13 protein-coding genes and 1 tRNA gene are annotated in these 12,926 nt (G+C 67.7%); 4 read left to right on the top strand and 10 right to left on the bottom strand.

The window, feature by feature from the left end; all coding sequences use genetic code 11:
* Positions 1-44 precede the first annotated feature (44 nt).
* Positions 45-788 (top strand): DNA repair protein RadC, encoded by a 744-nt coding sequence (gene radC / locus IP78_RS03290; RefSeq protein WP_054110275.1) that lies wholly within the window; start codon positions 45-47, stop codon positions 786-788.
* Between the two features lie 6 nt (positions 789-794).
* Here radC and IP78_RS03295 read toward each other — a convergent pair whose 3' ends face one another.
* On the bottom strand, positions 795-2,858 hold the full coding sequence (locus tag IP78_RS03295) for a TonB-dependent siderophore receptor (RefSeq protein WP_197272358.1): 2,064 nt from the start codon (positions 2,856-2,858) through the stop codon (positions 795-797).
* 229 nt (positions 2,859-3,087) lie between these two features.
* A tRNA-Met gene (locus IP78_RS03300) sits at positions 3,088-3,164 on the bottom strand.
* Positions 3,165-3,381: 217 nt separating this feature from the next.
* Here IP78_RS03300 and IP78_RS03305 point away from each other — a divergent pair.
* A complete protein-coding gene (locus IP78_RS03305; protein WP_054110298.1) occupies positions 3,382-4,632 on the top strand; it encodes a PQQ-dependent sugar dehydrogenase in 1,251 nt (416 codons plus the stop codon).
* 22 nt (positions 4,633-4,654) lie between these two features.
* Here IP78_RS03305 and IP78_RS15450 read toward each other — a convergent pair whose 3' ends face one another.
* Entirely contained in the window at positions 4,655-4,807 is a 153-nt protein-coding gene (locus IP78_RS15450; protein WP_197272359.1) for a hypothetical protein, read from the bottom strand.
* Between the two features lie 150 nt (positions 4,808-4,957).
* Here IP78_RS15450 and IP78_RS03310 point away from each other — a divergent pair, with 150 nt between their 5' ends.
* Both IP78_RS03310 and IP78_RS03315 read left to right on the top strand, forming a co-directional pair.
* Positions 4,958-5,173 (top strand): DUF1289 domain-containing protein, encoded by a 216-nt coding sequence (locus IP78_RS03310; protein WP_054110276.1) that lies wholly within the window; start codon positions 4,958-4,960, stop codon positions 5,171-5,173.
* Between the two features lie 104 nt (positions 5,174-5,277).
* The gene (locus tag IP78_RS03315; RefSeq protein WP_369814660.1) at positions 5,278-5,790 is read left to right on the top strand and encodes a TIGR02281 family clan AA aspartic protease; all 513 of its coding nucleotides are present in this window, start codon (positions 5,278-5,280) and stop codon (positions 5,788-5,790) included.
* A 3-nt stretch (positions 5,791-5,793) separates the two neighbouring features.
* Here the strand turns inward: IP78_RS03315 and IP78_RS03320 are convergent, their stop codons facing one another.
* The 7 genes from IP78_RS03320 to IP78_RS03350 all read right to left on the bottom strand — a co-directional run bounded on the left by IP78_RS03320 (position 5,794) and on the right by IP78_RS03350 (position 12,812).
* Positions 5,794-6,618: a sulfite exporter TauE/SafE family protein gene (locus IP78_RS03320; RefSeq protein WP_054110277.1), complete on the bottom strand. Its 825-nt coding sequence runs from the start codon at positions 6,616-6,618 to the stop codon at positions 5,794-5,796.
* A complete protein-coding gene (locus IP78_RS03325; RefSeq protein ID WP_231680905.1) occupies positions 6,615-7,286 on the bottom strand; it encodes a hypothetical protein in 672 nt (223 codons plus the stop codon). Before IP78_RS03325 ends, IP78_RS03320 begins: the two co-directional genes overlap by 4 nt.
* 43 nt (positions 7,287-7,329) lie before the next feature.
* Positions 7,330-8,370, bottom strand: a complete 1,041-nt coding sequence (gene dusA, locus IP78_RS03330) for a tRNA dihydrouridine(20/20a) synthase DusA (protein ID WP_255350734.1) — start codon at positions 8,368-8,370, stop codon at positions 7,330-7,332.
* A 54-nt stretch (positions 8,371-8,424) separates the two neighbouring features.
* Positions 8,425-9,783, bottom strand: coding sequence for a glutamate--cysteine ligase (locus IP78_RS03335; RefSeq protein WP_054110278.1), 1,359 nt, complete (start codon positions 9,781-9,783; stop codon positions 8,425-8,427).
* Positions 9,784-9,964: 181 nt separating this feature from the next.
* Positions 9,965-10,717, bottom strand: coding sequence for a 16S rRNA (uracil(1498)-N(3))-methyltransferase (locus tag IP78_RS03340; RefSeq protein ID WP_054110279.1), 753 nt, complete (start codon positions 10,715-10,717; stop codon positions 9,965-9,967).
* 66 nt (positions 10,718-10,783) lie between these two features.
* Positions 10,784-11,593, bottom strand: coding sequence for a hypothetical protein (locus IP78_RS03345; protein ID WP_156320260.1), 810 nt, complete (start codon positions 11,591-11,593; stop codon positions 10,784-10,786).
* A gap of 55 nt (positions 11,594-11,648) precedes the next feature.
* Complete coding sequence (locus IP78_RS03350) at positions 11,649-12,812, bottom strand: acyl-CoA dehydrogenase family protein (RefSeq protein WP_054110281.1); 1,164 nt, start codon at positions 12,810-12,812, stop codon at positions 11,649-11,651.
* Between the last annotated feature and the right edge of the window lie 114 nt (positions 12,813-12,926).

The raw sequence follows: 12,926 nt of genomic DNA on the forward strand, positions 1-12,926 counted from the left end.
CCCGGCAGCCGCTAGCGTGAACCCGTGATTGCACGGGGGCGGGCTTGAGCGAAGAAAGCGAAGACACCGCCCGTGCGGCTCCGAAGCCCCTGCCCCACCACGCGGGCCATCGTGAACGTCTGCGCCAACGGGCGCGGACGGCGGGGCTGACCCATCTGCCGGACTATGAACTGCTGGAGCTGTTCCTGTTCCGCAGCCAGCCGCAGGGCGACGTCAAGCCGATCGCCAAGGCGCTATTGGCCCGGTTCGGATCGCTGGCGGCTGTGCTGGCCGCCTCCGTCGAGGAGCTGATGACGGTCCGGACCGAGGATACACGGGGGCGCACCAAGGGGATCGGGGTCGAGACGGCGCTGGATCTGGCGGCGCTGCACGAGGTCGCCCAGCGCGTGGCCAAGGAACCGGCCATCAAGCGGCCGGTGATCTCGTCGTGGACGGCGTTGCTGGCCTATGTCCGGGTGGCGTTGCAGCACGAGCCGAGGGAGCAGTTCCGGGTCTTGTATCTGGACAAGAAGAACCAGCTGATCCTGGACGAGGTCCAGAACCGGGGCACGGTCGATCACGCCCCGGTCTATCCCCGCGAGGTGGTGCGGCGCGGGCTGGAGGTCTCGGCCGCCGCCATGATCCTGGTCCACAACCACCCGTCCGGCGACCCGACGCCCAGCCGCGCCGACATCGACATGACCAAGCAGATCGTCCAGGCGGCCAGGGCCCTGTCGGTCGAGGTCCACGACCATCTGATCGTGGGCCGCGACGGAGTGACCAGCTTCAAGTCTCTGGGACTGATGTAGCCCCGGTCAGAACCGCGTCGACAGCGTCAGCCGGGCGTTGAGCGGCGCGCCGGTCGAGATGTTGGCGTTGTTGTGGGCGTCGGGGAAATGGTCGGCGTCGAACAGGTTCTCGATGTTCAGCTGGACCTCGACCCGGTCGGACACCTCATAGAAGGCGGCGGCGTCGACCCGGGTGAAGCCGGGCAGGCGGGTCGCGGCCGACGAGGTCCGGATGGCGGCGAACTGGTCGGACTGATGCGTCACGCCCAGGCCCAACCCCAGACGCGGCGTGACCTCATAGCGGTTCCACAGGCTGAACTGCTGCTCCGGCACCTGGGCCAGGCGGACGAAGTCGTTGCCCTTCAGCACGCCGTCCTGCCAGGCGTAACCGGTGCTGATCTGCCAGCGGTCGGTGATGTTGCCGGTCGCGGCCAGTTCCAGGCCGGTGGTGCGGGTCTCGCCGACGTTAATGCTGAGCGCCGGGTTGTTCGGGTCGGGGGTCGTCGCGTTGGTGCGGTCCAGCTGGAACAGGGCGGCGGTCACGAACAGGTTCGGGCTGGCCTGCCACTTCAGGCCGACCTCATGGTTGGTGAACCGTTCGGGTTCGAGGTTCTCCTGCGCCGTCGTCAGGCTCAGGAACTGGTCGCCCGAGCGCGGCAGGAAGGAGCGGCTGTAGCTGGCGTAGAGCGACAGGTCCGGACCTGGCTTGAAGATCAGGCCCAGCCGCGGCGAGACCTTTTCGTCGGTCCGCGAGAACGGCCGGTCAGGCGTGGCGAACAGGTCGACGCCGGAGATGTCGAAGCGGTCGAAGCGCAGGCCGGCGACGATGTCGAAGCGGTCGCCCAGGCTGATCTGGTCCTGCACATAGGCCGAGACGGTCTCGACGGTGGACTCGGTCTGGCGCGCCAGGGTCGGGAAGGTCACGGTCGGGAAAACCGGGTTGGTCAGGCTGAAGGTCGCGTTGGACAGAACGCCGTTGCGACGCGAATTCGCCGAGGTCTGGTCGCCGTATTCGAGGCCGAACAGGATCTTATGCTGCAGCGGGCCGGTGGTGGTTTCCCACACCAGGTTGGACTGGATCAGGATGTTCTCGCGCGTGGTCGGGTCGGTGTAGGCCGCCAGAGGCACGGTCCCGGTCTGGCTGGTCGCCGGGCCGTTCGGATAGACGTTGGTGTAGACCTTGTCGAAGTCGCCCCACAGCGCCGTGGTCGACCAGTTCAGGCCCTCGGCCAGTTCGCCGTCCAGGCGGGCCTTCAAGATGTGAGCCTCCAGCGTCGTGCGGTTGACGCCGGGCACGCCGAAGAACTGGTCGCGATAGCCCTCCAGCGGGCGACCGTTGAGCGACGGCACGCCGCGATCGGTCGAGCGGTCGTCGTCGACGTACTCATAGGACAGGCCCGCCGACCAGCCGGGCGCCAGCTCGGCGGCGACGTAGGGGTTCACGGCGAACCGCTGGCCCTCGTAGAAGTCGCGGTGGTTGCCCAGCTCCTCATAGACGGCGTTCAGGCGGAATGCGGCCATCTCGCCGATCGGGGCGTTCAGATCGGCCGACAGGTCCCAGGCACCGAAGCTGTTCGCCGACAGGCGCGAGCCGAAGAACATCTCGCCCGCTTGGGGCGTCTTCTGCACCCGGTTGACGATGCCGCCGCCGCCGCCCCGTCCGAAGATCAGGGCATAGGGGCCCTTCAGCACCTCGACCCGCTCCAGATTGTAGAGGCCGCGGAAGTACTGCACGTCGTCGCGCACGCCATCGAGGAAGAAGTCGGCGGTGGTGTTCTGGCCGCGCAGGGTGATCTGGTCGCGGTTGCCTTCGCCCTGGCCGATGGTGACGCCGGGCACATAGCGAAGCACATCCGACAGGCTGTAGGCGGCCTGGTCGTCCAGCTGCTGGCGAGTGACGACATTGACGCTCTGGGGCACGTCGATCAGGGGGGTGTCGGTCTTGGTCGCCGTGACCGAGTTCAGGGCGACGTAGCCGCGCGTCTGGCCCGTGACGATGATGGGGCTGAGCTGATCCGCCGGATCCTCCGCCACGGATACAGCCGGGACCATCACGGTGAAGAGAGCGGTAGAAACCAGCAGAGCGCGCACAGAGGACCTCTAGATCAACACGGGCCGGAAGCCCTACTGCGACGCATTCTTAATTTCAACAAAAAATGAGAGCGGGTCTCAATCGCAATTCCGACGGGGCTTGCGACCGGCCATCCACCCCCATCGCGCCTGGGGGTTCGCGCGTGTGGCTGGGCCGCCAATGAGGAAAGAGAAGGCCACGACAGCGCAATAATTCTGCAAGGCGATTGCTCTCGGTCACGCGAGAAGGTGGTGGCTGGGGGCGGGATCGAACCGCCGACCTGTGGGTTATGAATCCACCGCTCTAACCATCTGAGCTACCCAGCCCCGTGGGGGCGTCGCGGGCGGGCGCAAGTGGCCGGGCGCGCGAGAGGCGTGCCTATATCGTCCGCGCCCCGCCGGTTCAAGCCGTCACATGGTCGAGGTCTGCGCAGGACGCGACCCGCCGCGACAGGCCGTCGCGTCGGACCCGCAACCGGAACGGTGGCGCTTTGGCGTCGTTCCCGCCATAGAGCCGAACATCAGACCCATCGGAGACCGATCCATGCGCCCCATGCTGCTCGCCGCCGCCACCTCCCTGATCGCCTTCGCCGCCGCCTGCGGTGCCAATGGCGAGCCCAGCGCCGCCGGGCCGCAGCAGACCGGCGCGCCCGTCGAGACGCGGCCCGCCAACGCGCCGGATCAGCAGCCGGCCTTTGCCAACCAGACCCGCGCGCCGGGTGTGACGACCGAGCGGGTCCTGGCCCACACGGTGGTCGCCTCGGGCCTGGTCCAGCCCTGGGGTCTGGCGCTGCTGCCCGACGGGCGCTGGCTGGTGACCGAGCTGGGCGGCAATCTGCGCATCGTCACAGCCGACGGCCAAGTGGGCCAGCCGATCGCGGGGCTGCCGGCCGTGGACGCCGTCGGGCAGGGCGGCCTGCTGGACGTCGCGGTGGGTCCGACCTTCGGCCAGGACCGCATGATCTACTGGAGCTATGCCGAGCGGCGACCCGACGGCCAGGGCGGGGACGGCAACGCCACTTCGGTCGCGCGGGGTGCCCTGTCGGCGGATGGGACGCGGGTGGAGAACGTTCAGGTCATCTTCCGGGCGCTGCCGGTCTATGACGGCACCCACCACTTCGGCTCGGCCCTCGCCTTCGACCCGCAAGGCCACCTGTTCATCACGCTCGGCGACCGTTCGGACGCGCCGATGCGGCCGCAGGCGCAAGCCCTGAACAGCCACATGGGCAAGACCATCCGCATCAACGCCGATGGCTCCGTGCCCGCGGACAATCCCTTCGTCGGTCGTGCCGACGCCCTGCCCGAGATCTGGTCGCTGGGCCATCGCAATGTCCAGGGCGTGGCCATCCAGCCGGGCACTGGTGCCGCCTGGACGGTCGAGCACGGGACGCGCGGCGGCGACGAGATCAATCTGGTCGAGGGCGGCAAGAACTACGGCTGGCCGGAAGTCACCTACGGCATCGAGTATCGCGGCACGCCGATCGCCGGCAGCGTCACGGCTCGCGCGGACACCGAACAGCCCGTCTACTACTGGGATCCCTCGATCGCGCCGGGCGGCCAGATTTTCTACGAAGGCGCCATGTTCCCGGAGTGGCAGGGCAATCTGCTGGTCGCCGCCCTGCGCGACAAGCACATCGCCCGCCTGGTGATCGAGAACGGCCGGGTGGTCGGCGAAGAGCGCCTGCTGACTGATCTGGGCGAGCGCGTGCGCGACATCGCCATCGCCCCCGACGGTGCCGTCTGGGCCATCACCGACGAGGACAACGGCAAGCTGGTCCGCCTGGCGGCCGAGTAGTCGGCCGACGCCGGAAGGGCGATCAGCCCTTCCGGTCGATCTTCAGTGGAACGAAGTTGGACGGGTGGCTGACCACGCGCTGGCTGGCGCGCGGCTGGCGCTGACCGACCAGGAGCCCGCCCCACAGGGCGAAGGACATCATGGCGTGCTGGAGGTTCTTGTCCTTGTCGTTCATCGTGTGCGTCTCCTTTCGCTGAACGGTGGAAGGAGACGCGTCGTGCGTCGGGGGATTTCACCCTCTCGTCGTTTCGCGTCATCGTCACCTTGCGCCCAACAGCGCGCGAACGCAAGTTTTTGATCCGATACCGGAGTAGTTTTCGTCTTTATGTCGTCAATCGAACACGCTCCTCCGAAGGCCATAGCCACGCCCTGCATCAAGGTTTGCGTGGTCGACGGGGCGTCGGGCCTGTGCCTGGGCTGCTACCGAACGCTGGGCGAGATCGGGAGCTGGAGCGCGCTGAGCGACGATCAACGCGCTGAAATCATGACGGAACTTCCAGGTCGGCGAGAGAAGATCGATCCCCGCCTCCGAGGCGACTGAGGCGTCAACCTTTCGTCAGCCACGTCGGTTCACCGCATCCCAACCGCGCTCGGGCATAGAGGACACGCGCCGCAGAAGCGGCCGGGCCGCAGGGAAGTGTTCTGGTGCGTTTCGACCTTCAGTCCGCCGTCATCATGGTCACGGCGACCGTATCGTCGCTGTCCGTGGCCTGGTGGCTGACCCATAGCGAGCCGCGTGCGGCTGAGGCCGCCGTTGTGATGCCCGCCATCGCCGGTGCTCCCGCGTCCGGCGGCGTCGCCCAGATCGCCCGCTCTGCCGACGGCCATTACTGGGCCCAGGCCGATGTCGAGGGCCGCGCTGTTCGCATGCTGGTGGACACCGGAGCCAGCGTGGTCGCCCTGACCCGCGAGGATGCCCTACGGCTGGGCTTGCGTCTGACGCCCGCCGACTTCACCCAGACCGTCGAGACGGCCTCCGGTCCCGTCATGGCTGCGGCCGTCGAGTTGGATCACGTCTCGGTCGCCGGAGCTCGCGTCGAGGACGTGCGGGCGCTCGTCGTGGAGGAAGGCCTCCCGCATTCCCTGCTCGGAATGAGCTATCTCGGCCGGCTGTCCGCCTTCGAGGCGCGGCCGAACGGCTTGACGCTCCGGCCTTAGGCCCTACAGCGCCTTCAGCATCACCGACACCGCCGTCGCCAGCAAATACAGGGCGAAGGCGCGGCGCAGGACCTTGCGGTCCAGCCGGTGGGCTAGTCGCGCACCGTAGGGGGCGACCAGGGTCGTCAGCAGACCCATGGCCACGGCGGCCGGGACATTGACGTAGCCCAGGCTGAGCGGCGGCCGGCCCTCCGCGCCCCAGCCGAAGACGACGAAGCCCAGCGTCGCCGCCAGACCGATCGCCACGCCGAAGCCGGACGCCGTCGCCACGGCCTGATGGATTGGTCGACCGCACAGCGTCATCAGCATGCCGCCAAAGCTGCCACCGCCAACGCCCATCATGGCCGACAGCCCGCCGATCAGGGTCCCGATGCCGCGTCGGCCCCAGCCGTCGGGCAGATCCTTCGCCAGGGTCGCGGTCTCGGGCAGCAGGCCCATCTGGGCGGCCACGACCATCAGGCAGACGCCATAGACGACCGCCAGGCCCTCCATCGACGTCAGGCCCGCGACACCCGCGCCGATCAGGGCCCCGACGGCGACGTAAGGGCTCCAGCGTTTCAGCACCCGCTCGTCCACCGCTCCGTGCGCCCGATGCGCCCCCAGCGACCGCCAGGAAGTGGCGACAATGGTCAGCAGCGAGGTGCCGATGGCGACATGCAGATTGGCCTCTCCGCCCAGCCCCAGCACGGAGAAGGCGTAGAACAGGGCGGGCACCAGCACCGTGCCGCCGCCGACCCCGAAAAGGCCCGCGATCAGGCCGCCGACCAGCCCGGCCCCGAGGACGGCGGCGCCCAGCAGCAGGAGCTGGGTCGGGTCGAGCCCGTTCAGAACCGCACCGTCGCGCCCAGTTGGACGATGGGGAAGACGCCCTTGTCCTTCGCGTCCTCAGAGATGTCGCGCGCCTCCTGCTCCAGCCGGGCGCGGAAGGCGGGGTCGTTGGACAGGCTGCCGCCGGTCGAGGTCAGGGCGACATCGGGCGCCTCGCTCCAGGCCACGCCGGCGATGGCGCGAAAGCCCCAGCGGCTGTCGCGATAGAAGGCGTCGTCGAAGCCGATGCCGACGAAGGGCGCGATGTCGGACAGCTTGATCGCGCCGGACAGCGTCCCGACCTGGCCGGGCGTGACGATCTGGCCGCCGATCTCGACCGGCGTGCTCGGCTGGGCCGACAGGCCGATGGTGCGGTCGCCCACATAGACCCCGCCGGAGATCAGGAAGGCGTTCTGGAAGGGGTGGACGTCGACGAAGGCCGAGACGGTGTCGAAGTCGAAGCGGCCGGCGTAGTCCACGTCGTCGAAGGTCTGATCGATGTCGTAGCCCAGGGTGTCGATGCCGGCGCGGAGCACGAAGACCGGCCCCAGCGACAGCTGCGCCTCCACCCCCGCGCCCGGCGTGCCGAGGTTGAGCGCCGCCGTGATGGGGGATCGGGCGCGAGACTGCGCCTGGGCAGTTCCGGCGAGGGCCAGCAGGCAGGCGGCGAGGGCGAGCGCGTGTTTCATGGACGCAGACAGAGCGCCCATCGTGCTTAACAGGGGCTTGACGTCAGGCGGCCTGATCGACCCGTTCACGGCGCGCTTCGGCCTCGCGCACGGCACCCAGCGCCCTGTCGACGACGTCCAGGCCCGCGCCCGGCCGGATGGCCTCGACCGTCAGGATGCGGCGGAAGGCGCGCGCGCCGGGGCGGCCGTGCATCAGGCCCAGCATGTGCCGCGTCATGGCCGAGAGCGACACGCCCTCCTCCAGCCGCGCGGCAAGGTAGGGCTTGTAGCGATCGATGGCCTCGAAGGCGTCGACGTCGGGGCTCGCCGTGCCGAAGATGCGCCGGTCCGCCTGACCCAGGAGGGCGGGCTCGTGGTAGGCGGCGCGGCCCATCATGACGCCGCCCAGCGCCACGCCGTCGGCGTCCGACAGGTGCGCCTCGGCCTCGTCCAACGTGGCGACGCCGCCGTTGATCGAGATCGACAGATGCGGCCGCTCGCGCTTCAGACGACGGACCAGGGCGTAGTCGAGCGGGGGAATGTCCCGGTTCTCCTTGGGGGACAGGCCCTTCAGCCAGGCCTTGCGGGCATGGACGATGAAGACCGAGACCCCCGCACCTGAGCAGGCGTCGACCAGGGCGAACAGGCTCTGTTCCGGGTCCTGATCGTCCACACCGATGCGGCATTTGACTGTGGCGGGGACACTGACCGCCTCGCGGATCGCCGCCATGCAGTCAGCCACCAGCTCAGGCTCGCGCATCAGGCAGGCCCCGAACCGGCCGGACTGGACCCGGTCCGACGGGCAGCCGACGTTCAGATTGATCTCGTCATAGCCGAGGTCGGCACCGATGCGGGCGGCCTTCGCCAGCTGATCCGGCTCCGATCCGCCGATCTGGAGCGCCACGGGATGCTCGACGGCATCAAAGCCCAGAAGCCGCTCCGGATCTCCGTGGATCACCGCGGGCGCGGTGACCATCTCGGTGTAGAGCAGGGCCTGTTTGGTCAGGGTCCGGTGGAACGCGCGGCAATGCCGGTCCGTCCAGTCCATCATCGGGGCGACGGACAGGCGGCGATGGGCCTTCAAGGGGTCAACAGGCGCGGTCACGGCGCCCACATAGGGCAATGGGACGGCGAAATCACGCCCCGGACCGTCGCCGGGTCAGTAGGCGAAGTCGCGGTAGATGCGGGTGACGTCACCCTGCCAGTCGCCGTGATAGAGGTCGAGCAGCCGTTCGGCTGGGGTGACGCCCGAGTCGGCGATATCCTCCAGCTCGGCCAGATAGCCCCGCTCGTCGACCATGCCACCCGAGAATCGCGCCCGGTTCTTCAGGCCCCGCTTGGCGATGGCGACCATGTCGGCGGCGACGTCGCGCACCGAACGTCCCGCCACCTCGGCGCGCAAGCCCAGCTTCGTCACATCGCGGCGCAGGCGCTCATGATCGGCGATGTCCCAGTCCTTGCAGAGATCCCAAGCGGCCTGAAGCGACGGCGCGTCGTAGAAGATGCCGACCCACAGAGCCGGCAGGGCGCAAATCCTGCTCCACGGCCCGCCATCGGCGCCGCGCATCTCCAGGTACTGCTTGAGGCGAACTTCCGGGAACAGGGTCGTCAGGTGATCGGCCCAGTCCTTCTTGTCCGGACGCTCGCCGGGCAAGGCGGGCAGGCGACCGTCGAGGAAGTCGCGGAATGACTGGCCCGAGGCGTCGATATAGCGGCCATCGCGCTTGACGAAATACATCGGCGTGTCGAGGGCGTAGTTCACATAGGTCTCGAAGCCAAAGCCGTCCTCGAACACGAAGCCCAGCATGCCGGTACGGTCGGGATCAGTGTCGGTCCAGACGTTGGCGCGGGCCGACAGGAAGCCGTTCGGTCGACCTTCCGTGAACGGACTACAGGCGAACAGGGCGGTGGCGACGGGCTGTAGCGCGAGCGAGGTCCTGAACTTCAGCACCATGTCGGCCTCGCTGTCGAAGTCGAGGTTGGCCTGGATGGTGCAGGTCCGCAGCATCATGTCGAGGCCGAGATTGCCGACCTTGGGCATATAGGCGCGCATGATGTCGTAGCGGCCCTTGGGCATGACGGGCACGTCCTCGCGGGTCCACATCGGGTCAAAGCCGGCACCGAGGAAGCCAAGGTTCAGCTCATCGGCGACCATCTTGACCTCGACCAGGTGCTGGCCGGTCTCCGAGCAAATGTCGTGAATGTCCTTCAGCGGCGCGCCGGACAGTTCGAACTGCCCGCCGGGCTCCAGGCTGATGGAGGCGGTGAACCCCTCAGTGTTCTTCCGCTCCAGGGCGATGACATGACCGCCCTCCTCGACGGGGGCCCAGCCGAAGCGTTGCAGACCTTCAAGCATGGCGCGGATGCCGTTCGGCCCCTCATAGGTCGGCCGGCGCAGGGTGGATTTGTCGAAGCCGAACTTCTCGTGCTCGGCACCGACCCGCCACTGGTCCTTGGGCTTGATCCCCTTGGAAAGCGCGCCGACGAGGTCGTCGAACGTCAGGGGTGTTTCGGTCATGCGATGATGTTCCAGCCCTTGGTCGTCGCTAGATGGGCGAGCGTGACCGTAGGCTCAAGGGACGATGACGGCCCGCCGTCGCGAAATGTGCACTCGAAAAAACAGGGTGCACATCGTGCACATTCAAGGATGAAGGTCATGGCTCGGTCCAGAGCAAGCCGCACCATAGACCACCCGTGCGTCAATCACGGTCGTATCCGCGATCCCAATCCCCGACCGCCGCCTGCCACAGCGTCATGGCGGCGATGGCGGCCGTGTCGGCCCGCAGGATGCGCGGGCCGAGCGACACGGCGGTCGTGAAGGACAGGGCCCGCAACCGCTCTCCCTCCTCGGGCGAGAAGCCGCCTTCGGGACCGATCAGGATGGACCAAGGCTTACGCTCTCCCTCCCCGGACGGGGAGGGAGACGCCAGAGCCCGGACCGGCGGCGCTCCGCCCGTCTCGTCGCAGAACATCAGCCGGCGACCGTCCTCCCAGGTGTCCAGGATCGCCTCCAGCTTCACCGGCTCATCGATGACAGGCACGTCCAGCCGCCCGGTCTGCTCTGCGGCCTCCTCGGCGATGGCGTCCAGACGGTCCAGGCGAATCCGTTCGGCGTTGGTCCTCTGGGTGATCGCCAGCCGAACCCGTTTCGCGCCCAGCTCGGCGGCCTTCTCGACGATGGTCTCCACCCGCGCCTTCTTCACCACGGCGACGATCAGCTCCAGGTCCGGGCCGTGGGTCTGTGGTCGGACCTGATCTTCGGCCTTCAGGATCACGCCCTTCTTCAGCACTTCGGCGACGACGCAGCGCCACTCGCCGTCAACGCCGTTGAACACGAGCAACAGATCGCCCGCCTTCAGCCGCATCACCTGGGTCAGGTAGCGCGATTGATCCAGCGTCGGCGCCAGCGCTGCGCCCGGGAACAGGGTCTGGGGGACGTGGAGCCGGATCATGCCCACACGGATGGGTCGGATTGCATCACGCGCCTGATCGCCTTGCGACAGCTCAACGTCTCGCCATCACCCGCGTCGGGGCGTGATGCGGCAGCTGTATTCCTCTTGCATCCTCGAAACCACGAAGGTTTCCCCAACCAGATCAAGCCGAACATCTGTACGGGTCTCGGAAGAGACCACCAGTCCCGTCTCGACGTCATGAAGGGTTTCGGTCTCGAGGCGCAGGGTGATCTCGGCTGGCAGGCCATTGATCTGCCCGTCCCCCGCGAAGGTCGCTGGCCCGGCGAACCGCCAGACGCGTCGTCCGTTCTGGACGGTCTCGCCGCGATACAGAACGTCGAACGAGCCGCCAAGCTCGAACGGTAACCCCTGGGCAGCAGTCATCCGGGTCAGCAGTTCACGCTGCAGTCTCGCCGGATAAAGGGCATCGCCCACGGCGAAGGATCGTCCCATCAGAAGGCGCTCGGCCACATCATCGGCATAGGCCAGAGCCATGGCCCCAAGGTCGACTTCCGGGGACTCGACCAACCAGGCGTCGACGTTCGATCCTGACAGGGTCGCATCGCTCACGACCCCGCCTGGAGACGCGGTGAAACGCAACAGGGTGTCCCCGTCCCCCGTATCGACGGTCTGTTCGAACAGATAACCGTTGCCGACACGCGTCGCGCGCAAACCGCGCGTGTCGGTCTCGATCGTGGCTTCCCGGGAACTGACATCGACACCCGCCTCCAGCACGGGCTGTGTGACGGTCTCGGCCTCGCACAGGCGCTCATGCGTCGTTGAGATCGCGGGCGTGATCCTGCCCGCCTGTGCATCGGCGACCTGGGGCGACAGCCCAAGAAGGCCGACCGCAAGAACGGCGCTATGGAATTTCATCTGACACACTCCGCGAACCGGGCCGACACCAGATCCGACCCTTGTTCAGTTCACGTCACAACGAGCGCGCGATCAAGAGCTTCATGATCTCGTTGGTGCCGCCGTAGATGCGCTGGACGCGGGCGTCCTTGTACAATTGGGCGATCGGGTACTCGTTCATGTAGCCGTAGCCGCCATGCAGTTGGAGCATCTCGTCGATGGTCTCGCCCTGGATGTCGGTGACCCAGTACTTGGCCATCGAGGCCGTCACCGCGTCGAGCTGACCCTTCAGGTGCAGGCCGATGCAGTGGTCGACGAAGACGCGGGCGACGGTCAGCTTGGTCTTGACCTCGGCCAGCTTGAACTGGGTGTTCTGGAAATCGAGGATGCGCTTCCCGAACGCCTTGCGTCCCTTGACGTATTCCAGGGTCTCGTGGAGGCCGCGCTCGGCCGCCGCCACGCCCTGGACGGCGATGTTCAGACGTTCCTGCGGCAGCTGCTGCATCAGCTGGATGAAGCCCAGGCCCTCGGCGCCGCCGATGATGTTCTCGCCGGGCACCTTCACGTCGTTGAAGAAGAGCTCGGAGGTGTCATTGCCCTCCATGCCGATCTTGTGGAGGTTGCGGCCCCGCTCGAAGCCTTCCGCCCCGTCGGTCTCGACCACGATCAGCGACGTTCCCTTGGCGCCCTCGGCCGGGTCGGTCTTGGCCACGACGATGATGAAGTTGGCCAGCTGGCCGTTGGTGATGAAGGTCTTGGATCCGTTCACCACATAGCCGTTGCCGGACTTGATCGCGGTGGTCTTGATCCCTTGCAGGTCGCTGCCCGCGCCCGGCTCGGTCATGGCGATGGCGCCGACCAGCTCGCCGGTCAGGAGGCGCGGCAGCCAGCGCTCTTTCTGCTCCGGCGTGCCGTAGTGCCAGATGTAGGGGGCGACGATCGCGTTGTGCAGCGAGATGCCGAAGTGGTCCGCGCCCTTCCAGCCCAGCTGGCGCATCAGCACGACCTCGTGGCGATAGTCCCCGCCCATGCCGCCGTCTTCCTCGGGCATGGACAGGCCCAGCAGACCCGCCTCGCCGGCCTTGTTCCACAGCTCGCGCGGGACGGTGGAGTTGGCGATCCACGACTGGACGGCCTCGGGCGGGGCGTGCTCGTCGATCCACTTGGCGACGGAATCGGAGAAGAGGACGATCTCCTCGTCCTGCATGAAGTCGGGTTCGGGAACGGACAGGGGGTTCATTCACTAGCTCCAGTCATCTCCCTCCCCCTGCGGGGGAGGGCAGGCGCGCAGCGCCGGGTGGGGGCGGCAAGGCGATATAGAGTCGGCGCCTGGCGTGTGGCTCGCCGGGCCGCC

Source organism: Brevundimonas sp. AAP58 (genome assembly GCF_001295975.1).
Lineage (GTDB): Bacteria > Pseudomonadota > Alphaproteobacteria > Caulobacterales > Caulobacteraceae > Brevundimonas.